The organism is Thalassotalea euphylliae (assembly GCF_003390395.1).
Lineage (GTDB): Bacteria > Pseudomonadota > Gammaproteobacteria > Enterobacterales > Alteromonadaceae > Thalassotalea_F > Thalassotalea_F euphylliae_C.
This window is the reverse complement of sequence record NZ_QUOV01000001.1, coordinates 2,470,462-2,490,349: the sequence shown is the minus strand read 5'-3', so window position 1 is coordinate 2,490,349 and position 19,888 is coordinate 2,470,462. Positions and strand designations below refer to the sequence as shown.

General features: G+C 42.5%; 21 protein-coding genes, 5 tRNA genes and 1 riboswitch. Of the genes, 11 read left to right on the top strand and 15 right to left on the bottom strand.

Annotation, left to right across the window (positions count from 1 at the left end; translation table 11 throughout):
* Positions 1–119 precede the first annotated feature (119 nt).
* A complete protein-coding gene (locus DXX92_RS11100; RefSeq protein WP_116002394.1) occupies positions 120–722 on the top strand; it encodes a hypothetical protein in 603 nt (200 codons plus the stop codon).
* Positions 723–875: 153 nt separating this feature from the next.
* Positions 876–2,198, top strand: a complete 1,323-nt coding sequence (locus DXX92_RS11095; protein ID WP_147301951.1) for a hypothetical protein — start codon at positions 876–878, stop codon at positions 2,196–2,198.
* Between the two features lie 182 nt (positions 2,199–2,380).
* On the opposite strand, the gene DXX92_RS11090 is transcribed toward DXX92_RS11095, so the two are convergent.
* On the bottom strand, positions 2,381–4,090 hold the full coding sequence (locus tag DXX92_RS11090) for a proline--tRNA ligase (RefSeq protein WP_116000500.1): 1,710 nt from the start codon (positions 4,088–4,090) through the stop codon (positions 2,381–2,383).
* A gap of 210 nt (positions 4,091–4,300) precedes the next feature.
* Entirely contained in the window at positions 4,301–5,470 is a 1,170-nt protein-coding gene (locus DXX92_RS11085) for a Kelch repeat-containing protein (RefSeq protein ID WP_342768051.1), read from the bottom strand.
* A gap of 316 nt (positions 5,471–5,786) precedes the next feature.
* On the opposite strand from DXX92_RS11085, the gene DXX92_RS11080 reads away from it, so the two are divergent.
* The 4 genes from DXX92_RS11080 (at position 5,787) to DXX92_RS11065 (ending at position 8,192) form a co-directional block, all read left to right on the top strand.
* Positions 5,787–6,275 carry a GFA family protein gene (locus DXX92_RS11080; protein ID WP_116000499.1) on the top strand — a complete coding sequence of 163 codons (489 nt, stop codon included), beginning with the start codon at positions 5,787–5,789 and terminating at the stop codon, positions 6,273–6,275.
* Between the two features lie 128 nt (positions 6,276–6,403).
* Positions 6,404–6,829 (top strand): HIT family protein, encoded by a 426-nt coding sequence (locus DXX92_RS11075; protein ID WP_116000498.1) that lies wholly within the window; start codon positions 6,404–6,406, stop codon positions 6,827–6,829.
* 75 nt (positions 6,830–6,904) lie between these two features.
* Entirely contained in the window at positions 6,905–7,291 is a 387-nt protein-coding gene (locus DXX92_RS11070; protein WP_116000497.1) for a tautomerase family protein, read from the top strand.
* A gap of 34 nt (positions 7,292–7,325) precedes the next feature.
* Entirely contained in the window at positions 7,326–8,192 is an 867-nt protein-coding gene (locus tag DXX92_RS11065) for a PhzF family phenazine biosynthesis protein (RefSeq protein ID WP_116000496.1), read from the top strand.
* A 10-nt stretch (positions 8,193–8,202) separates the two neighbouring features.
* Here DXX92_RS11065 and DXX92_RS11060 read toward each other — a convergent pair whose 3' ends face one another.
* Positions 8,203–9,090, bottom strand: a complete 888-nt coding sequence (locus DXX92_RS11060; protein WP_116000495.1) for a LysR family transcriptional regulator — start codon at positions 9,088–9,090, stop codon at positions 8,203–8,205.
* A 191-nt stretch (positions 9,091–9,281) separates the two neighbouring features.
* Between DXX92_RS11060 and DXX92_RS11055 the strand changes: the two genes are divergently transcribed.
* From DXX92_RS11055 to DXX92_RS11045, 3 genes are all read left to right on the top strand, one after another.
* Entirely contained in the window at positions 9,282–10,430 is a 1,149-nt protein-coding gene (locus DXX92_RS11055; protein WP_116000494.1) for an S-(hydroxymethyl)glutathione dehydrogenase/class III alcohol dehydrogenase, read from the top strand.
* Between the two features lie 137 nt (positions 10,431–10,567).
* Positions 10,568–11,404 (top strand): S-formylglutathione hydrolase, encoded by an 837-nt coding sequence (gene fghA / locus DXX92_RS11050; RefSeq protein WP_116000493.1) that lies wholly within the window; start codon positions 10,568–10,570, stop codon positions 11,402–11,404.
* A gap of 100 nt (positions 11,405–11,504) precedes the next feature.
* Positions 11,505–11,990, top strand: a complete 486-nt coding sequence (locus DXX92_RS11045; RefSeq protein ID WP_116000492.1) for a GNAT family N-acetyltransferase — start codon at positions 11,505–11,507, stop codon at positions 11,988–11,990.
* A 72-nt stretch (positions 11,991–12,062) separates the two neighbouring features.
* On the opposite strand, the gene DXX92_RS11040 is transcribed toward DXX92_RS11045, so the two are convergent.
* The gene (locus DXX92_RS11040) at positions 12,063–12,626 is read right to left on the bottom strand and encodes an RNA-binding S4 domain-containing protein (RefSeq protein ID WP_245961464.1); all 564 of its coding nucleotides are present in this window, start codon (positions 12,624–12,626) and stop codon (positions 12,063–12,065) included.
* 150 nt (positions 12,627–12,776) lie between these two features.
* Positions 12,777–12,888: riboswitch (cyclic di-GMP riboswitch) on the top strand.
* Between the two features lie 73 nt (positions 12,889–12,961).
* On the opposite strand from DXX92_RS11040, the gene DXX92_RS11035 reads away from it, so the two are divergent.
* Positions 12,962–13,309, top strand: a complete 348-nt coding sequence (locus DXX92_RS11035) for a DUF3718 domain-containing protein (RefSeq protein ID WP_116000491.1) — start codon at positions 12,962–12,964, stop codon at positions 13,307–13,309.
* 98 nt (positions 13,310–13,407) lie between these two features.
* Here DXX92_RS11035 and DXX92_RS11030 read toward each other — a convergent pair whose 3' ends face one another.
* From DXX92_RS11030 to DXX92_RS10980, 11 genes are all read right to left on the bottom strand, one after another.
* Positions 13,408–13,845 (bottom strand): DUF6691 family protein, encoded by a 438-nt coding sequence (locus DXX92_RS11030; protein WP_116000490.1) that lies wholly within the window; start codon positions 13,843–13,845, stop codon positions 13,408–13,410.
* A gap of 55 nt (positions 13,846–13,900) precedes the next feature.
* Positions 13,901–14,338, bottom strand: coding sequence for a YeeE/YedE family protein (locus tag DXX92_RS11025; protein WP_116000489.1), 438 nt, complete (start codon positions 14,336–14,338; stop codon positions 13,901–13,903).
* Complete coding sequence (locus tag DXX92_RS11020) at positions 14,314–14,682, bottom strand: rhodanese-like domain-containing protein (protein ID WP_220347647.1); 369 nt, start codon at positions 14,680–14,682, stop codon at positions 14,314–14,316. The genes DXX92_RS11025 and DXX92_RS11020 overlap by 25 nt, the downstream gene beginning before the upstream one ends.
* Positions 14,683–14,690: 8 nt before the next feature.
* Entirely contained in the window at positions 14,691–15,002 is a 312-nt protein-coding gene (locus tag DXX92_RS11015) for an ArsR/SmtB family transcription factor (RefSeq protein WP_181901743.1), read from the bottom strand.
* 235 nt (positions 15,003–15,237) lie between these two features.
* On the bottom strand, positions 15,238–16,158 hold the full coding sequence (locus tag DXX92_RS11010; protein ID WP_116000487.1) for a LysR family transcriptional regulator: 921 nt from the start codon (positions 16,156–16,158) through the stop codon (positions 15,238–15,240).
* A 204-nt stretch (positions 16,159–16,362) separates the two neighbouring features.
* Positions 16,363–16,785, bottom strand: a complete 423-nt coding sequence (locus DXX92_RS11005; RefSeq protein WP_116000486.1) for a hypothetical protein — start codon at positions 16,783–16,785, stop codon at positions 16,363–16,365.
* A gap of 597 nt (positions 16,786–17,382) precedes the next feature.
* Positions 17,383–17,458, bottom strand: a tRNA-Val gene (locus DXX92_RS11000).
* Positions 17,459–17,505: 47 nt separating this feature from the next.
* Positions 17,506–17,581, bottom strand: a tRNA-Val gene (locus DXX92_RS10995).
* Between the two features lie 152 nt (positions 17,582–17,733).
* Positions 17,734–17,809: transfer RNA gene (locus DXX92_RS10990), tRNA-Val, on the bottom strand.
* A 153-nt stretch (positions 17,810–17,962) separates the two neighbouring features.
* A tRNA-Val gene (locus tag DXX92_RS10985) sits at positions 17,963–18,038 on the bottom strand.
* Positions 18,039–18,113: 75 nt separating this feature from the next.
* A tRNA-Val gene (locus DXX92_RS10980) sits at positions 18,114–18,189 on the bottom strand.
* A 284-nt stretch (positions 18,190–18,473) separates the two neighbouring features.
* Between DXX92_RS10980 and gltX the strand changes: the two genes are divergently transcribed.
* Positions 18,474–19,886 carry a glutamate--tRNA ligase gene (gltX, locus tag DXX92_RS10975; RefSeq protein ID WP_116002390.1) on the top strand — a complete coding sequence of 471 codons (1,413 nt, stop codon included), beginning with the start codon at positions 18,474–18,476 and terminating at the stop codon, positions 19,884–19,886.
* The last annotated feature ends 2 nt before the right edge of the window (positions 19,887–19,888 follow it).

The window sequence follows — 19,888 nt, the reverse complement described above, 5'->3', positions numbered from 1 at the left end:
TATACTTGAGCCAAAGGTTAGTGATTAATTTAACGAATTAGTGTTTAACGAGAACAAGTTTAGACAACAAAGGGCGATTGGTATTAAATGTTTTTGTTAGCGGTATCAGTGGAGGTGTTATGCCAATTCCTTTTTTCTGGTTAGGTGCGGCGGCGGTGTCCGCGTTAGCGGTAAAAGAGCTAGTGAGCGACGATAGGAAAAAGCAGCAGCTAAAGCGCAGGCAGTCTCCTCGTGCTAAACGACTTGACGAATACGACGAGCGCGGCGAAAAGTCTTCTGCTGTTGCAATCTACCCATCTGAGCTATTTAATACTGACCAAGTTGCTAAGCCTGCGATCGGTGCAATAGTGTGTTGCGGTATAGGTGGGGTGTTAGACCACACCGGTATATGGGTAGGCGATGATACGATTATCGAACTTGGCGGAAATGGTTTAATTAAACCTGTCTCACCTGCGCGGTTTACAAAGGAGCGCTCTGGTAAACGAATTTTTATTGCGTGCGACTCTACTGCAATGCCACTTGTTAGCGAGCTTGCGGCGCAGCGAGCAATTGAACAAATTTACCAATATCGCGACTATCATTTAATCGAAAACAACTGCCACCAGTTTATTTGGCAGTGTATTGAGCCTAATAGTGAGCCACTAACCACGTTTAGAGAACTCAACAAGCGGCTCGCTAAGCGCCACAATAAGCAAGTGTATTGGGATTTATGCTTGTTGTGATAGTTAGCTTTGCCAACTGCTAGCTCTTATAAACCGCTTTTAACTAACACCAATGATTTTTCGTAACTAAATACACTGATACCTCTGTACTCCAAGCCCAACAACCGCTATAAACTTAGCATTAAAAAATTTTGTAAATCGGTTATTCCCTTCTTGAAGCAACTCGTAAAATTTATTCTCTTGCTACCTTTACTATTGCTAGTCGGCATCTTTTCCTTGGCGCTGCTGTTAGTTGATAGCGAACCTTTGATTTACCAGCAACACCAAATTTCTGCTAGCCATGCTGATAACAGTAAGCGCCTTGCTAAGCGCATAGCTGATACCTGGCGTAATGGCGAGCAACAAACCAAGCTGGTATTAACGCAAGCCGAAATCAATGGCCTAACAGCGCTTTTTCACCGTGCGGTGCCAAATTCAGCGCTTAATATTACATTGTCTGAACACGGCGCAGTGCTGCTTGGTTCCGTCGGTTTACCTAAGCCGCTAAATCAACAGTTTGTTAATATTAGCGCGACGTTGTTGCCATCGGAAACAGGGCTTGAGCTGGCAGGTGTTCAGGTTGGTGGGTTGTCGCTAAGTGGCACTAACACCATTCGCTTAACGCGCTGGCTAGTTGATTATTACGTTGGCAAGGGAGCTACAAATAAGCTTCTAAATACCGTTACACAAGTTGCCATATCACCCAATCAGTTGGTGGTTGGTTTAAATGTCGATAAAGAAGTGCTTGCGCTGCGTCAAGATGCATCTTTACTTGCCAAGGTGCGTGATGAGTTAGCGCTATTTGGCGATAAAGCAATGATCACCATGTACTATCAAGAGCTTCTGACATTCGCCAATCATCAACCCATTAATGGCAAAGTTCATCAATATATCAATCATATTTTTAACTACGCCAACGCGCAAAATCAGCTAGCGTTGCCGGCATCATATATTGAGCAAAACAAAGCGCTGTTAGTGGCATTGGTGCTGTATTTCGGTGATGATCGAATGGCCTTGCTAGTAGGTGATATTGCTCAGCTTGATTGGCGACAACGCGTTAGGCAGGCGCGCCATCGCCAAGTGATTACCTTAGCGGGTCGGGGCGATTTACAGCAGCACTTTATTTATTCGGTAGCACTGCAATTATTAAGCAACGATCAAGCAAGTGATGCACTAGGTGAGTTCAAAGAGTTTTTGGATACCAATCAAGGCGGCAGTGGTTTTAGTTTTGCTGATTTAATGGCTGACCGAGCTGGTACACGTTTAGCAATGATGGCCACTTATTCAGAGGCTCAAGCTCAGCAGTTACAGACGGTTTTAGCTAAGGTGGGCGATGAAGAGCTGTTACCAACCATTCAAGGCTTAGCTGAAGGGCTGGACGAACAAGGTTTTAGCAAAGAATACCAAGGAGTAAGCTCTAGTAACTATCAGCAAATGTTGATACATATCGATAGCCGACTAAAAACCTTAAGCCTATACCAATATCACTGGCGTTAAAGGTTTCTAATTTAAAGAAAAATTGAAGGCATTAAAAAGCCAGCACTATGCCTTATCAAAAAGAGTAAGGCTTATGCTGGCTTTGTTTTGCTTGTTTGCCTAGCGTGTTCGCTTTGCTAGTTTGAATTAGTCAGAAATACTCACTATGCAAGCTAGCTATGCAAACTCACTACGCAAACTAACTATGCAAATAAGGACATCACATCTGCAATCGCAACCATTGTTTTTTCACCGGTAATACGGTTTTTCACTTCGATTTCTTGATTGTCTAAGTTGCGCTCACCAATGACTAATAATAGTGGTGTGCCCATTAATTCATGATCAGCAAACATAACGCCTGGGCGCTCTTTACGATCGTCAAATAGCACTTCAATACCTGCTTGTTGCAATTGGCTATAAAGCTGCTCAGCAGTTTCCTGCACGCGTGCTGATTTGTGCATATTCATCGGAACGATTGCCGCTTGGAAAGGTGCAATCGCTGCTGGCCATTTGATACCGTATTTGTCGTGGTTTTGCTCAATAGCAGCGGCGACAATACGTGAAACGCCAATACCGTAACAACCCATGGTTAATGTTTCGTGCTTGCCATTTTCAGTCAGCACGCCACAGTTCATTGCATCAGCATACTTCTTACCAAGCTGGAAGATATGACCGACTTCAATACCGCGTTTGATCACTATGTTACCTTGACCACAAGGGCTAGGGTCGCCTTCAACGACATTGCGAATATCTTCAACTGTGTAGTTGGTTGCGTCGCGATCCCAGTTAGCGCCGGTAAAGTGGTATCCGTCTTCATTGGCACCACAAACAAAGTCAGCTAAGTGAGCCGCACTGCGATCAACAATCACTGGAATATCAAGGTTAACTGGGCCAATTGAACCAGCGCTACAGCCTGCTGCCGCTAAAATCTGCTCGTCTGTGGCAAACGTGAAAGGTGCAGAAATTTGCGGTAAGTTTTCTGCTTTAACTTCGTTAAGCTCGTGATCACCACGCAATACGAGTGCGATAACCGGTGCTTGTTCGCCATCTTCAGCTGTGCCAAGTACCAATAAGGTTTTAACCGTTGATGTTGCAGGAACCTTTAAGAATTCCGCTACTGCTGCAATAGTTTTTGCATCAGGTGTTTCTACCTTAGTTAATTCTGCGTTTGCTGCTGGGCGTTCACCAGCTGGTGCTAAAGCTTCTGCTTTTTCAATATTGGCTGCAAAGTCGCTAGCATCACTGAACGCAATATCGTCTTCACCGCTATCAGCTAGCACGTGGAACTCATGTGAGCCTTCACCACCAATGGAACCGTTGTCGGCAATTACCGGACGGAATTCTAAGCCTAAGCGCTCGAAAATACGGCAGTAAGCGTCAAACATTACTTGGTACGTTGCTTTTAAACATTCATCTGTGGTGTGGAATGAGTAAGCGTCTTTCATTAAGAATTCGCGGCCACGCATAACACCAAAACGAGGGCGAATTTCATCACGGAACTTAGTTTGAATTTGGAATAAGTTCAGTGGTAATTGCTTGTAAGAGGCAATCTCGTTGCTGATAAGCTTAGTGATTACTTCTTCGTGCGTTGGGCCCAATACGAATGGACGTTGATGACGGTCGTTCAGACGCAGTAGCTCTGGGCCATAGTCGTCCCAACGGCCAGATTCTTCCCATAGATCTGCTGGCTGTACCATAGGCATTAAGGTTTCAATTGCGCCAGCACGTTCCATTTCTTCACGGACGATATTTTCGACTTTGCGCAATACCTTTAAACCGGTCGGCAGCCAAGTGTATAAGCCAGAAGCAACGTTTCTGACTAAACCCGCTCGTAACATTAATTGATGACTGACCACCTCAGCGCTGGCTGGGGTTTCTTTTAGTGTAGAAACTAAATATTGACTGGTACGCATTGAAAATTTTTCCGAAAAGCGAGGGTAAAAAAAGTGGCGTTATTCTAGCAGGGCAAACAAGGAAAAAAAATGCCGATAATCAGATTTATCGGCATTTCTGTGATTTATGTTTGCGCAGGCTAGAGCTTGGGCAAGTGATTGTTGAGGCTATTGTTTAACCTGTGATGTTTAAGCCGTTGTTGTTTTACTTTTCTAATACTCAGTTAAACATTATTTGCTTAAGTCAGCTTGCACAATCACCTTATCGGTCACTTCTTGGCCTTTAAGCATACCGCCAACCGATAGCAATTGGCCTTGATGTTTGATTAGCATGCGATGGTCCATGGTCGCGGTTTTCGCATTGCTAAGCTGCCATTGTTTATCGCTAAACTTAAACTGCCAAACTTTTCCATCTGGCTCACTTGGTACGCCGTTATAGCCGATACCTGAATAATTGTACGGATTGTCACTGCCACCGACAAAATATGCCGAGTTCGTGGCATCATCACCAATGGCTGCCATACGGTAGCGAGCAGTCCCTGTCGGGTGCTCCACTTTACGCCAGTCAATTTTATAAGGGGATTTGTCACTAATTTTGCCTAGATAACACGCTGGCTCGGCAGCATATGAACGGCGTTTATCAAGATGGACGTCAACTCGCACACCATCACAAACAATCATCTGATCATTGGCAATTGCACCTGCTTGACCAAATACCGGACGGCCAGGATACGGGCTCGCTTGTTGCCATGTGTCGTTTTTAACATCATAAACTTGCACTAAATTAACGTTGCCGTCGTTATGCCAACCACTAACTAAATAGATGTAACGATCTTGATAGGGCAGTGCAACGCTATCATCAACGGGTACTGGCATGGGGGCTAATTGACGATAGGATTTACTTAACGGATTGAATGCATAAACATCAGGGACCGACACTTCACTGTGATCTTTTGCCACCGTATAACCACCGAACACGTAAGCTTTACCGTTAATACTGGTCGCGACCGATGCTAACCGACCAACTAAGCCATTCACCGGCGTTTCAATTGGCACAGGCTTAATGGTTTGCCAGTTGTTATCGCCAACTTTAAGCATAAAGGCTTTATTGGTGACCGCTTGATAGTCTTTACCAGAGGTTAGCCCATTAAACGAGAGAAAATAGTCATGGCCTTTAGCGGTTATTTTAGTTACGGCATTATTGGCAATAGGCTCTGGCAGGCTGGGTAAATTTGCAGCACTAGCAGTAAACGATAAACTCCCTAAAGTCAGCGCTAAGGCAGAAAAAATACCTGCACTGTAATTTGTGCGAAAAGTTAATGAAGTAGAAATCGGTGAGCCGTTTTGAATAGTTGATTTTTGAATAGTTGAGATTCGAGTAGCTGAGTTTTGTTTAATCACGGTATTGTTGTATCTTTATTCTTTTCCGTAATTTAAGTGAAGCTTAAGTGAAAGTTAAACTGACTTAAATCGGCTAGCGTTTGACGCTACATTAATAATTATCTGCACCTTACCATTTTTCGTTTGGAAATGCTTATCTTGGCAATTTGCATGGCTTGTTTTCCGAGACTAGTCATTGCACTAGAACTATTGTCAGCCACTTTTAATATTGCTAACGTACTCAAACTATTAGCAAAAGTGATAGCCATTTCGACAAGCCCCAAAAATAGGGTAACAAACGTAGGGTAAGTAAAGCGATGTATCATGGAAGTGTTAAATGCAAACTGAAAATCAAATAGGCTACCAATACGGATGCCAATGCGGGTGCCAATGTGGTGAGGTTAGCTATCAGGTAACTGGTAAACCTTTGCTGCGGGCAATTTGCCATTGTTCAATTTGCCAAGCAGCGAACAAAGCCGCTTATTCTGATATAGTGCTTTTTCGAGTGCATGATGTGACGCAACCGGCAGAAGGGACAGTGGATTATCGCTCAGTGAAATTCCCGCCCATTTTGCAGCGTGGATACTGCCATGCGTGTCAGCAGTTATCGATTGAATACTTGCAGCTTTTTCCCATTCCTAAAACGATTTTTGTACCAACGAGGCGTATTGCTGATCAAAGCATAGTGCCAGCGCCATCTTTGCATATTTTTTATGATAAACGCGTCGCAGATATTGATGACGCATTACCTAAATACCAAGGATATCTGGCTAGTCAGCTAGCGTTTGCAAAACATCTGATTCCAGCACTCTGGCGCGGACAATAGCTGCGCAGATAAGTGTGGCGCAGATAAGGCGGCACAGATAAGAGCCGACGCTAACGTGGCAATCCTTACAAGCCCTTTTAAGCGATAAAATATAACCTCATTAATTCAAACAAGTAGAGAAATTTTCAATGAGCTACGACAACAATAATATTTTCGCCAAAATTCTTCGTGATGAAGCGCCGTGCATCAAGGTGTATGAAGACGATAAAACACTGGCATTTATGGATATTATGCCGCAAATGCCAGGCCATACCTTGGTCATTCCCAAAGAAGCGGCAGTGACAGTGCATGAATTATCCGATGATGCATCACTAGCCTGCATGAAAACAGTGCAAAAAGTGGGTAAGGCAGTAGAGCAAGCAATGGGCGTAACTGGCTTTACCTTGTTCCAATTAAACGGCGCGGAAGTAGGGCAAACAGTGCCTCATTTCCACTTTCATATTTTGCCGGGCTCAATTTTAAATGCGACAGGCATTAAAGGACATGCGGTAGAAATGGGCGATCAGCAAGAGCTAACTAAAATTGCTGATAAAATTAAACGCTTTTTAGCCTAGCTAGCGTCGAAATCGCGCCAAATTTTATCCACCGTAATTATTCAAAAGCATGACTATTTTTAATCGGTACAGGGCATGATTGTTATTTATGGCATTAAAGAACGGTTGAATCCGATCAAGGCTGAGCTTTCAGACATTGTGCATCAATGTATGCAAAGTGTGCTGGGTATGCCGGAAGATAAACGCGCACAACGTTTTATTCCATTAGCAAAAGAAGATTATTACTATCCTGCTGGCCGCAGCGATGCTTACACTGTTATTGAGATTAATATGATGTCAGGGCGCCAGCCAGAGACACAAAAACGATTAATCAAGACGCTGTTTTACATGTTGGAAACTAAGCTAAATATTGCGCCAATCGATATTGAAATTACCATTAAAGAACAAGCGCCTTACCAATGGGGCTTTCGCGGTATGACAGGTGATGAAGTGCAAGATCTTACCTACAAAGTGCAAGTGTAATAAAAACTAAAAAAGGTTTTAGGAGAAGTTATTCGTGAAACTTACTATCAATGTTGTCGATGCCTTTGCCGATCATCAGTTTGGCGGTAATTCAGCGGCAGTGATCATTACTGATAGCTGGTTGTCAGAAGAACTAATGCAGTCGATTGCCACGGAAAATAATCTCTCAGAAACTGCCTTTTTAGTGCCAGAAGGCGAAAACTCGGGCAAGCAAAATCATTATGCCATTCGTTGGTTTTCACCACTGATGGAAATCGATTTTTGCGGACATGCCACCTTAGCATCCGCTTGGGTGATCTTCTCCAAAAATCCAGAATTTACCGAATGTTCAATTTCTGCGCCTGCCGTTGGTGCTATGTTGATTAGGCAAGGTGCAGACGGTTATATTGATATGGACTTTCCAAATCGCATACCAACGCCTGTTAGTGAAGTACCTGATGCACTACTTAATGGCCTATCGCTTGCGCCAGAAAAAGTATTAAAGAATCAACAAGCTTATATCGCAGTTTATAAGACGGAAGCAGAGGTTAAAGCGGTTAGGCAAGACAGCCAGTTGATTAAACAACTCGCGCCTTATGATGTGGTAGTCACAGCGCCCAGTGCCAATAACCTAATTGACGATAACCTACCTGACTACGATTTTGTCTCACGATATTTTTGGCCTGCCAATGGCGGTGACGAAGATCCTGTCACGGGCTCAATTCATACGGCATTGGCACCTTTTTGGGCGGAACAGTTGGGTAAAACGGAACTTATTGCTTATCAAGCATCGAAACGTGGCGGTATATTAAAATGCCAGTTAGCAACGAATAAGCTAACAGGTGAGCGAGTTATTATCTCAGGTAAAGCCGTGCCTTATCTTGAGGGGATAATTACTATTTATGAAACGCATCAAGCTTAGGACTAGTATCCTATTTTTGGGTTGCCGGTTTTCCAATGTGCTCGGCAAGAAAGTCAATCAGCAACCTGACTTTGGGCGATAAATTTCGGTTTTTGGGATACAGTGCCCAGATGCCTTCTTTATCGTCACGATACTGATGCAGCACTTCAATTAATTCACCAGATTGTAATGCGTCTTTTATGTAGTAGTCTGGCAGTTGCACTAACCCAAGTCCTTGCTTAGCCGCATCAAGCAGGGCGTTGCCACTATTACATTTTAGTCGGCCCGCAACGCGAATCGATTTTTCCCTACCTTTTTCCTGAAAGCGCCAATGCTCAATGGAGCCAACTAAACACTGGTGATGTGCCAGTTCGGATAAACTATGGGGTTCACCATGGCGCTCAAGGTATTTTTTACTGGCACAAACATAAAGCTGGCGAGAGGCGAGGCGTTTGGCAATCATAGTGGAATCAGTTAGCCGACCTAAACGTATTGCTATATCTATCCCCGCTTCCAGCAAATCTAATTGTTGATTGGTTAAGTTAAGATCAATATTGACTTGCGGATAACGGGCTAAAAACTGGTTAAGCAATGATGCTAAGTGTTGCTCACCATAAGTGACAGGAGCGGTCACTTTGACCAAGCCTTTGGGCGTGGTTTGCATTTGCGTGACCGCCAGTTCTGCCACTTCTAGCCCTTCCACTAAGTGTTTACACTGCTGAAAATAAACTTGCCCAGCTTCACTTAGTGTGACTTTTCGCGTGGTTCTGTGTAGCAATTTTACCGCTAATCGCTCTTCTAAAGCAGATACTCGTCGACTCACCTGTGCGACTGAGGTTGAAAGTTTATTGGCTGCCAAGGTAAAGCTAGCTGTTTCTGCCACTGCAACAAACTCACTTACTCCCTCCCAATTTGCCATATCAATGATTTCACTCAGTGTGTATTTAGCAAAAGCTTAACTGATTATTGCAAATACGTAAAAATAAATTGTGAAATGGATGGATTATCAGTAAATAAGAAACAGCTATACTATGCAATATAGACTGAGCTTTAGTTAGCAAAGCATGTTAGCTCGCACATAGCGTAAACAGAATATTAAAGGAAACCCTTATGGCACTTGATATCAAACCTGGACAAGAATTTATTAAATCTAAAGCTGCAGTCGCTTGGGCGGCAGGCGAACCGCTAAAAATGGAAGAGGTGGATGTGCAGTTGCCAAAAGCGGGCGAAGTGTTAGTGCGCATTGTCGCCACGGGTGTTTGCCATACCGATGCCTTTACGTTATCAGGTGAAGACCCGGAAGGTATTTTTCCGTCAATTTTAGGTCACGAAGGTGGCGGTATTGTGGAAATGGTCGGTGAAGGGGTCACTAGCGTAGCCGTTGGCGATCACGTTATTCCACTGTATACCGCAGAATGTCGTGAATGTAAGTTCTGTAAATCAGGTAAAACTAACTTGTGTCAGGCGGTGCGTGAAACTCAAGGTAAAGGCTTAATGCCAGATGGCACCACACGTTTTTACATAGATGGTGAGCCAATTTATCACTACATGGGGTGCTCAACCTTTTCTGAATACACGGTATTACCTGAAATTTCATTGGCGAAAGTGAATAAACATGCACCACTGGAAGAAGTATGTTTACTTGGCTGTGGTGTTACTACTGGCATGGGCGCTGTGCTGAATACTGCTAAAGTAGAACAAGGTGATACGGTGGCCATATTTGGTTTAGGTGGTATTGGTTTGTCAGCGATTATTGGTGCACGTATGGCGGGCGCAAGCCGCATTATTGGCGTCGATATTAACGACAGTAAATTTGAGCTGGCAAAACAATTGGGCGCTACTGATGTGATTAACCCGCAAGAGTTTGATAAGCCAATTCAAGAAGTAATTATTGAAATGACGGATGGCGGCGTTGATTATTCATTTGAATGCATCGGTAACGTTAACGTGATGCGCCAAGCGTTAGAGTGTTGTCACAAAGGCTGGGGTGAGTCAGTGATTATTGGTGTGGCGGGTGCTGGTCAAGAAATCTCTACTCGCCCGTTCCAGTTAGTGACTGGCCGCGTATGGCGTGGCACGGCATTCGGCGGCGTGAAAGGGCGCACTGAGTTACCAGAAATTGTTGAGCGCTACATGGCTGGTGAATTTGGTTTGCAAGAGTTTATTACGCATACCATGGGCTTAGATGAAGTCAATCACGCCTTTGATTTAATGCACGAAGGGAAAAGTATTCGTTCGGTTGTTCATATGAATAAATAGGATGAATAAATAAGATGAATGGACAATCGAGCCATATAAATCGATGGTTAATATGATTTAGATTTATTAAAAACTCAGATGTTAGCGATTAGCCTCTGAGTTTTTTATTACAAGAATTCCATCTAAGGACATCAAAAATGATTGAAAATATCAGTCAAAACAAAGTATTTAACGGTTGGCAAAAACAATATACGCACGACTCGAACGGCCTTAATTGCACTATGCGCTTTGCTATTTATTTACCGCCGCAGGCAAGTGCTAGCAGCCCAGTTCCTGTGCTTTATTGGTTATCGGGCCTAACTTGCACTGATGAAAACTTTATGCACAAAGCCGGAGCGTTTCGCAAAGCTGCAGAGTTGGGTATTGCGATTGTTGCCCCTGATACTAGCCCGCGCGGTGAAAACGTGGCAAATGATGACGGCTATGATTTAGGGCAGGGCGCAGGCTTTTACCTTAACGCTACACAAGCGCCTTGGTCTGCACATTACCAAATGTATGATTACATCACCCAAGAGTTGCCAGCATTAATCGAAGCGAACTTTCCAGTTACATCTGTAAAATCAATCTCTGGGCATAGCATGGGGGGCCATGGTGCACTTACCATAGGTTTGAAAAATCAATCGGCCTATCGCTCAATTTCGGCATTCAGCCCAATTGCTAACCCAATGCGCTGCCCTTGGGGCCAAAAAGCGTTTAGTGCTTACTTAGGCACTGATAAATCAACTTGGCAAAACTATGATGCCAGTTACTTACTCACCCAAGATAAAGCTGAACTGCCTATGTTAGTGGATCAAGGTGACGCCGATCAGTTTTTAACTGAACAGCTAATGCCTGAGGCACTAACTGCTGCGGCTGAACAACATGGCTCCAAGTTAACCTTGCGTATGCAGCCGGGCTATGATCACAGTTATTACTTTATCGCCAGCTTTATTGATGACCATTTAATATTTCACGCCGAGCATTTGCAAGGTTAGCAGTTGGTTTAGTCGCTGAGTTAGCCTAGTGAAGGGTTGACAATCTGTGCTAAGCAGGTAGCTTATTTGCGATAATATTACTGTTTTACATAGGAAATTTATGGCAGTCGAAATACGTAAGGTCGATTATCACAACGCACAGCAAATGGCAGAGCTGATCACATTGCTAGATCAATATGCTCAAGATCCCATGGGCGGTGGTGAAGCGTTATCACCGGATACTAAGCAAAATTTGGCGGCAGCATTGCAACAGCGCAACTTTATGACCAGCTTGATCGCCTATGTCGATGACCAGCCAGCGGGCTTAGCCAACTGTATCGAAAGCTTCTCTACCTTTGCTTGTAAGCCTATCCTTAATATTCACGATATGGCGGTAAATAGTGAATTTCGTGGTTTAGGCTTAAGCCAAAAATTATTGGCTGCGGTTGAAACACTTGCCAGAGAAAAAGGCTGTAGCAAGGTGACGCTCGAAGTACTAACAGGCAATAAAGTGGCGATGAGCGCTTATGAAAAATTTGGCTTTACAGGTTACGAGTTAGATCCAGCCATGGGCAAAGCCGAATTTTGGGAGAAAAAGCTTAAATAGCTTATTTTGCAATTTAAGCCACTTAAGCCACTTAGCCCACTTAACCCATTGGGGCTTTAAATAGCTGGCGTGTTAAAACGAAATAGCGCGCCTTTTCCCTGAGTTTTTATCGGATTTTTTACCTGAACTGTCGGCTGGCTCGTTTGAATTTTTCTTCTTGCCTTTATTAAAAGCTGAAGTTTTTGATTTAGCTGCTTTAGATTTTGATTTGCTTGAGTTTTTGTTAACGCCTGTTGCTTGCTGTTTAGTTGCTGCTTGGCGTGGCTTAGGCTCGGTATTTTGATAGGCAAATGGTTCATCTCCGTCGCTGTTTTCTTGTCCGCTTTCTACCAGCTCATTTTCTTGCAAAGCAGATTCAACTAACTGTGGCTCATACTCAGGCGCCACATATTGCACTTCAATGATGTTATCGCCTAGTTGGATATAATCACCATCGTAAACTTTTTTACGCTTTTGAAATTCCACTTCATTATTTAGCAATACGTAACCTTCTGCGATCAATACTTTTGCTTCACCACCACCAGACACTAAATCAGCAATTTTTAGCAGTTTATAGAGTTCGATAGGTTGTTGATCAATTTCAACTAAGTAGACGTTTGCCATATTTTTATCAGCGATATAAAAAATTTTTCGCATTTTATCACAGTGCTAAAAATGCTGCATTGCTAATAAACTCATGGGTTTGAATGAAAAATAGACAATTTTTTTGGTAAAACATTGAGATAAAACAGTAAAAAGATGTAAAAAACTGCTTGCTAAATAAACTACCTTGCGTATAATTCGCGCCGCAAGAAACGGCAAGGTATCTGAAAGGGTGCTACGCAAAGTTATCGGTCTAAGGTTTTTATTTAACAGGATTTTCTGTTCAATAAACTACTACGACAGCGGTACTACCTAATGCAGCAGGGACCTTTTGTGCGTTTCAAGTACTTACTTATATTTTTGACTTGTTGTGTAAAGGTTTTTAATCCATGAAAAAATTATTGCTAGTTCCTGCAATCGCGTTAATCTCTTCTGTATCTGTTACTCCAGCGGCAAACGCTTCAGACGTTGCTCAAAGCCTATGTGAGTATGTGTCAGCAGATAACAAAAAGCGTTTACGTTCTTTCCTAAAAAGTAATAACCTTAAAATTCGTTCAGTATTTGACGGTGTTCAGTGTAACGGTCAAAACTTATTAGCATTCGCATCAGAGAAAAGCGCAGTAAAAACTGGTTCATTAATGATCAGCAAGTTACCAAAATCAAAAGTAAAAGATGCAATGGCATCAATTACTGACGCTACTTTGATTGAAGCTGCTAACAAGCGCGTAAATGGCTAATATCAAATAAAAGATTCAATAAAAAGCGAGCTCAGAGCTCGCTTTTTTTATGCCTAGAGTTCTTCTACGTATGCGCAATTGGGAATTTAGCTATGTGACTACTGGGCTATTTTAACTTTACGCTGAATTTCAACGCTGAGGTGATGAGCTTTAACGCCGACGAACATGGCCAGTATAAAAATGAGGCTTTCTCTTGGGTTAATTGTGATTCCTGCGATCGCTGGCCCTGGACAGTATCCACTTAACCCCCAACCTACGCCGAATATTATTGAACCTATGATAAGTTGACTGTCGATGTTACTTTTATTGGGTAAACGAAATTTAAGCGATAGCAAAGGCTTATTGAGTTTACTGAATAAAATACGATAGCCAACTAACGTAATAAGTAGTGCCGCACACATAACAAAGGCAAGTCGAATATCCCATTTTCCTGTGATATCTAAAAAGCCAATAACGGCTAGCGGGTTGGTCATTTGTGCCAGGGTTAAACCAAAGCCAAATAAGACGCCAATACTTAGCGCAATGATCGGTTTCATTCTGCTGCTTCCAAATCAAATATTTTTAGTAGTATTTTTCTAGTTAAGTATCCATTTAGAGCTTAACTAAATACACGGTAACTATTGCGCTTCCCATAAACAGACAAGTGGCTAGGATAGAACGTATCGATAATCGGGCGATGCCACAAACGCCGTGACCGCTAGTACAACCGTTGCCAAGTTGTGTACCAAAACCGACCAATATTCCTGAAAGAATAAGCAAGCTAGTGGAGAAATTTTCTCGCATGTCGAAGTTAATACCGAAAGCTTTACTATACAGCCAGCCACCAAGTGCCAAACCAATAAGAAAGTAGAACTGCCAGCTTGATGCAGCTGTTTTCAATGAACCTTTGCTAATCGTTATCAGTTGACCAAATGCACCGCTAATTCCAGCTATTTTTCCAAATAGCAGCATCATTAAAACGGCGCTTAAACCAATGAGTACACCACCAGAGAGAGCGCTGACGATTACTTGGCTGTTAACTTCAACCATTCGTTATAGCCTCCCGCAAGTGAACTTACATTATTAAAGCCCATATTCATAAGTGATTGAGCAGCAAGCGCTGAGCGCCCACCTGACTGGCAATAAAGTAAAATATTTGCTGCTGCTTTTTCTGCATCGGTTAATTTAGCAAGCTTTGGGTGATTCAATATTTGAAATTCTAATAAACCTCGAGAAATATGGCTGGCGCTTGGTAGTTGTCCTTTGTCTAGCTCGTTTACATCTCTAACATCGATGACTAGAAAGTCTTCTGCATTTTGCTGCCATTGCTCAATACTAATTTCATTGATTTCTTGGCGAGCATGGTCGACAAGGCTTGCTGGTGTCATTTTCATAAAGCTACTCATTCGCTTGTAGGACAAAAAATTTCGTGGAGTACATCAATAATTTTGATGCAGTGTTCATCTGCTAGGGAATAAAAAATGGTTTGAGACTCACGTCGCGTGCTGACTAAACCATGTTCGCGCAGTACCGCGAGGTGCTGTGAAAGAGCGGATTGGCTGACATTGGCAAGTTCACTTAACTCACTGAGCTCGCTAACTGAACGTTCGCCTTCGACCAGCGTACATAGCACCAGCAACCTCACGGGATGACTTAAACGTTTTAAATAGCTACTTGCAAGAGTAACTTGCTGGTGCAATTGTTCAGGGTTCATTTTCATACCAAAGTTTTACATTAGTATTTTCTAACATTAGAAATAGTCACATTAGGAAAATATAAATTAGAAAAACCTAAATTAGATATTACTAATATAGTAATGTATTAAATTGGTTAGTGCCAATGTAATCTTTGATTTAAATTGGCACTATTGTGTATGTGTATGTGTATGTGTATGTGTATGAAAATTATTTTTTAAATATTTCAAACCTAACTAGATTGGCGATAGTAGGTTATACGAGATGGCCAGAACTGCGCAATTCCTCGAGTAATTGCTGGCATCGCTGGGTAATGTGGTCACGAAGTAAACGCACTGCAGGTGTAATTAATTGACGAGAAGGGCAGATCAGCCAAAGCTCTTTAGGGCTTGGGGAATAATCAGGCATTAAATTGACTACTCGACCAGCAAGTAAATCGGTCGACATATCTAACACCGATTTCGTCGCAACGCCATAACCTGCTACACACCAGCGTCTAACTATTTCGGCGTCATTGACAACACGGTTACTAGGGACTTTAACTTTAAAGGTCTCGTCACCTTTAGAAAACTCCCATGTATTGTTAACTAAATCTCGAATTTGGTAGCACAAACCATTTAGTTTCGTTAGATCGTTAGGGTGCTTAGGTGGTGTAACTTTGTTGAGATATGACGGGGCTGCACATAATATTCGTGGTACGTCACATATTTTAAAACCAAACATGTTTGAGTCTTTTGGAACGCCGTAACGTAGGGCAACGTCTACCGGATCGCGATAAAAGTCTGTGTTTCGGTCCCCGATATTTAGCTTAATGCTGAGTTTTGGGTGTTCTTCAATAAAATCATCTAACCACGGCAGTAAGATATTACGACCCAAATCTGAAGGCACTGCAAGGCGTAATTCGCCATCAACAAGATTAAGTTCATCCTGAGCGCTTTGACCTATTTGATTTAGGGTTAATACTGCTTGTTCGATACGTGGAATATATTTTTCACCAGCAGAAGATAAACGTAATTGTCTTGTCGAGCGCACGAACAGTTCAATGCCGTAATGCTTTTCTACTCGCTTAACTGCTGTACTCGCAGTGGCTACGCGGATATCTAAACTGTCGGCGGCTTGTTTAATACTTTGAAATTCAGCAACTTTTAGTACAACTTGTAAATCGTCTACTAGCATATTGTTTAATACTATTTGATAATCTTTGAATAATTATCTTGGATTATAGACTTAAACTAGTCATTTACTAAGTGAGATATGGCGTTTACTCAGCATTGGGGAGCAAATAAAGGAGTACCCTAAAAGTGAGGGCGAACTTTACGCTATGGAAGGCTTTTTAGTAACAAGGCTATAGTTGTTAACCTTCCATAGTACCGATAGTGATCAAGCTTGGTGAAGAATGCTGAAGTTTTTTCTCATCGCACTTACAATAAAGCCAACTAATAACTTAAAAATTTTAACTTCAATGATTTCTGGGATGTAGGGAATATCAAACTTTTTGTTAAGTCTTTCGGTTAAGGTAGCTTCAAGCTCTTTGGCTTCGTCATCAGAGATGCCATCTTGTGAGTCTTTAACTAAACCGTACAACTCATTTGGCAAGTTTTTATAGAGCAGGCGATCAAACTTTTTCACCGTTTTGACTAAGATCATTTGCTCCTTTTTCTCTCTAACGAAGGGAATATTGACCTTGTCATTGATCTTACTTGCGAGTACCTCAACTTCTTCGTCACTCAGCATTTCTACTTGGTTTTCAAAATCCTGCTTTATCGCTTTACGCTGTTCTTCGGTTAATGTGATTGTAGCCATTGGATATTTCCTATACGTAAGTGTCCCTTACAACTACTAGGTAGAGGTGGGAAGTCTACCCAACCACACATTTTATTTAGTCAAAATAAAGTCATTAAAAAATAACGATAGCACATATTTGGGCAAGTAATCTGAAGCGAGCTTTGATGAATAGACAGAAGTCATTATGAGTCGTAATAAATAAAGTTTTGAAAACAGAATTTATTATGGAATAAGAGCACGTGACAACTCATTTATTTTTGACAATAGCGGACAAAATTAGAATGGTTTCTTTACTTCAAAGCCTTTGGCTAGGGAGCAACTAGTGTTGGCAAACAGTGTTAGTAAATAGCGCTGGTGAAGTAATAGCTCTGTGGTGTTTACAAACCGTACAAAGTGTTCTTAATTTTTAGAACTAAATAGAGTATTAAGAAGAAAATTAAACGTAGCTGAAAGTGTAGGGCTTGAACTAATGCATTGGTATAGGTTTTAAAGAGTAAAGAGTAAAGAGTAAAGAGTTCTCTTTGCTTACCAGTAGTTAAAGGAATAAAACTTACAGGACTAGATTAAGGGATAAACGAATAAATGGATAAATTAAGAGGATATAACTTTAAGAAGTGGTGGACGGTACTGGGCTTGAACCAGTGACCCCCGCCTTGTAAGGGCGGTGCTCTCCCAACTGAGCTAACCGTCCGGGTCGTTTGAGTTATCTTTATTTAGCCACTTGTTTCTCAAGAAAAGTGGTGGACGGTACTGGGCTTGAACCAGTGACCCCCGCCTTGTAAGGGCGGTGCTCTCCCAACTGAGCTAACCGTCCGGGTCGTTGAGTTATCTTTGTTTAGCCACTCGTTTCTCAAAAGAAGTGGTTAAGTTACTGATTTGAATCAGTGACTTGGTTCGGGTTGTAAAGAGTAGAAGGTGTACTTCATTTTTACAAACCATCTAGACCGTTACTACCAATAAAGATAGTGGTGGACGGTACTGGGCTTGAACCAGTGACCCCCGCCTTGTAAGGGCGGTGCTCTCCCAACTGAGCTAACCGTCCGGGTCGATTGAGTTATCTTTATTTAGCCACTTGTTTCTCAAGAGAAGTGGTTAAGTTACTGATTTGAATCAGTGACTTGGTTCGGGTTGTAAAGAGTAGAAGGTGTACTCCATTTTTACAAACCATCTAGACCATTACTACCAAAAAAGATAGTGGTGGACGGTACTGGGCTTGAACCAGTGACCCCCGCCTTGTAAGGGCGGTGCTCTCCCAACTGAGCTAACCGTCCGAGTCATTATTTACTTATTTAGTCACTGAGTAATAAAGTGATTGAGACCTAACACTTAAAACCTGAGGTGAGAAGTGGTGGACGGTACTGGGCTTGAACCAGTGACCCCCGCCTTGTAAGGGCGGTGCTCTCCCAACTGAGCTAACCGTCCGTCTCTGTGGGGGCGTATTATAGGGAGCTTTGATTTACTGTCAACACATAAAAGTCGATTTTTATGAAAATCGCCAGCATTTTAGATGGTTTGCGGGAATATTCGGCAATGTGTTGGTTTTACATACTTTTCTTGGCACTTAAACAGTATTCACCATAATAAAAGCTAGTATATAAGGCTGTTATATAAGGCATAGCGCTGATAAAATAGCGCGCAATTTTTTAAGAATAATGAACAGGCAAACCGCGCTTTGTCTGTTCACTCAATTAGTTGGTGAATTACTTATGACTTTAACTACGCGTTTTGCGCCAAGCCCAACCGGTTACCTTCACGTTGGCGGTGCTCGTACTGCTTTATATAGCTGGTTATATGCAAAGAAAAATGGCGGCGACTTTATCCTACGTATCGAAGATACCGATTTAGAGCGTTCAACTCAGGAATCGGTTGACGCCATTATGGATGGTATGAACTGGTTAAAGTTAGATTGGACCAAAGGCCCTTACTTCCAAACAGAGCGTTTTGACCGTTATAAAGAAGTGATTGCGCAGTTAATTGAATCAGGTAATGCTTATCGCTGTTACTGCACGCCAGAAGAAGTTGAAGCCATGCGTGAAGCAGCGCGTGAAAAAGGCGAAAAAGAGAAGTACAACGGCATGTGGCGTGAGCGCACAGATTGGCCTGAAGATAAGCCTTACGTAATTCGCTTTAAAAACCCATTAGACGGTGAAGTGGTGATCAAAGACTTAGTTAAAGGCGAGATCGTAATTGCTAACCAAGAACTTGATGACTTGATTATCGCACGTTCAGACGGCAGCCCAACGTATAACTTAACCGTTGTTGTTGATGACTGGGATATGGGTGTAACTCACGTGGTTCGCGGTGATGATCACGTTAACAACACGCCGCGTCAAATCAACATCTTAAATGCGTTAGGCGCAACCTTGCCTGAGTACGCTCATATTCCAATGATATTAGGTGATGACGGCAAGCGTCTATCTAAGCGTCACGGCGCGGTTAGCGTAATGCAATATCGCGATGAAGGTTACCTGCCAGAAGCGTTATTAAACTACTTAGTGCGTTTAGGTTGGTCACACGGCGACCAAGAAATTTTCTCAATTGATGAAATGATTGAGCTATTCGACTTAACCGGTTGTAACCGTGCGCCATCAGCGTTTAACACAGACAAGCTTATCTGGGTAAACCAGCACTACATGAAAACCATGGATCCAGAATATGTGGCTGAGCATTTAGCATGGCATATGGCTGATCAAGGTATCACTACTGACAATGGCCCTGCACTGGCTGAAATCGTTAAAGTACAAGCAGATCGCGTTAAAACATTGAAAGAAATGGCGCAAATTTCTAGCTATTTCTACCAAGACTTTACCGAGTTTGATGCAACAGCGGCGAAAAAACACTTACGTCCAGTAGCGGCAGAGCCGTTAACTTTAGTGAAAGAAAAGCTAGCTGCGCTTGAAAACTGGGTTGCAGCAGATATTCACGCTGCGATTAACGGTACGGCTGAAGAACTTGGCTTAGGCATGGGTAAAGTGGGTATGCCACTTCGCGTTGCGGCAACGGGCGCTGGTAACTCACCATCGCTTGATATCACGCTAGAGCTTTTACCAAAAGAAAAAGTATTAGCGCGTATTGATATGGCGTTAGCGGTTATTGCTGAGCGCGTTGCGAACAGTTAATT

What these genes read in the sequence shown, in the direction of transcription:
- DXX92_RS11025 (WP_116000489.1), bottom strand. Translation starts at nt 14,338, where the DNA reads ATGGTTGAAGTTAACAGCCAAGTAATCGTCAGCGCTCTCTCTGGTGGT.
- DXX92_RS11020 (WP_220347647.1), bottom strand. Translation starts at nt 14,682, where the DNA reads ATGAAAATGACACCAGCAAGCCTTGTCGACCATGCTCGCCAAGAAATC.
- DXX92_RS11090 (WP_116000500.1), bottom strand. Translation starts at nt 4,090, where the DNA reads ATGCGTACCAGTCAATATTTAGTTTCTACACTAAAAGAAACCCCAGCC.
- DXX92_RS11030 (WP_116000490.1), bottom strand. Translation starts at nt 13,845, where the DNA reads ATGAAACCGATCATTGCGCTAAGTATTGGCGTCTTATTTGGCTTTGGT.
- DXX92_RS11040 (WP_245961464.1), bottom strand. Translation starts at nt 12,626, where the DNA reads ATGCGAAAAATTTTTTATATCGCTGATAAAAATATGGCAAACGTCTAC.
- DXX92_RS11070 (WP_116000497.1), top strand. Translation starts at nt 6,905, where the DNA reads ATGATTGTTATTTATGGCATTAAAGAACGGTTGAATCCGATCAAGGCT.
- DXX92_RS11100 (WP_116002394.1), top strand. Translation starts at nt 120, where the DNA reads ATGCCAATTCCTTTTTTCTGGTTAGGTGCGGCGGCGGTGTCCGCGTTA.
- DXX92_RS11035 (WP_116000491.1), top strand. Translation starts at nt 12,962, where the DNA reads ATGAAAAAATTATTGCTAGTTCCTGCAATCGCGTTAATCTCTTCTGTA.
- DXX92_RS11015 (WP_181901743.1), bottom strand. Translation starts at nt 15,002, where the DNA reads ATGAACCCTGAACAATTGCACCAGCAAGTTACTCTTGCAAGTAGCTAT.
- DXX92_RS11005 (WP_116000486.1), bottom strand. Translation starts at nt 16,785, where the DNA reads ATGGCTACAATCACATTAACCGAAGAACAGCGTAAAGCGATAAAGCAG.
- DXX92_RS11045 (WP_116000492.1), top strand. Translation starts at nt 11,505, where the DNA reads ATGGCAGTCGAAATACGTAAGGTCGATTATCACAACGCACAGCAAATG.
- fghA (WP_116000493.1), top strand. Translation starts at nt 10,568, where the DNA reads ATGATTGAAAATATCAGTCAAAACAAAGTATTTAACGGTTGGCAAAAA.
- DXX92_RS11080 (WP_116000499.1), top strand. Translation starts at nt 5,787, where the DNA reads ATGCAAACTGAAAATCAAATAGGCTACCAATACGGATGCCAATGCGGG.
- DXX92_RS11055 (WP_116000494.1), top strand. Translation starts at nt 9,282, where the DNA reads ATGGCACTTGATATCAAACCTGGACAAGAATTTATTAAATCTAAAGCT.
- DXX92_RS11075 (WP_116000498.1), top strand. Translation starts at nt 6,404, where the DNA reads ATGAGCTACGACAACAATAATATTTTCGCCAAAATTCTTCGTGATGAA.
- gltX (WP_116002390.1), top strand. Translation starts at nt 18,474, where the DNA reads ATGACTTTAACTACGCGTTTTGCGCCAAGCCCAACCGGTTACCTTCAC.
- DXX92_RS11060 (WP_116000495.1), bottom strand. Translation starts at nt 9,090, where the DNA reads ATGGCAAATTGGGAGGGAGTAAGTGAGTTTGTTGCAGTGGCAGAAACA.
- DXX92_RS11010 (WP_116000487.1), bottom strand. Translation starts at nt 16,158, where the DNA reads ATGCTAGTAGACGATTTACAAGTTGTACTAAAAGTTGCTGAATTTCAA.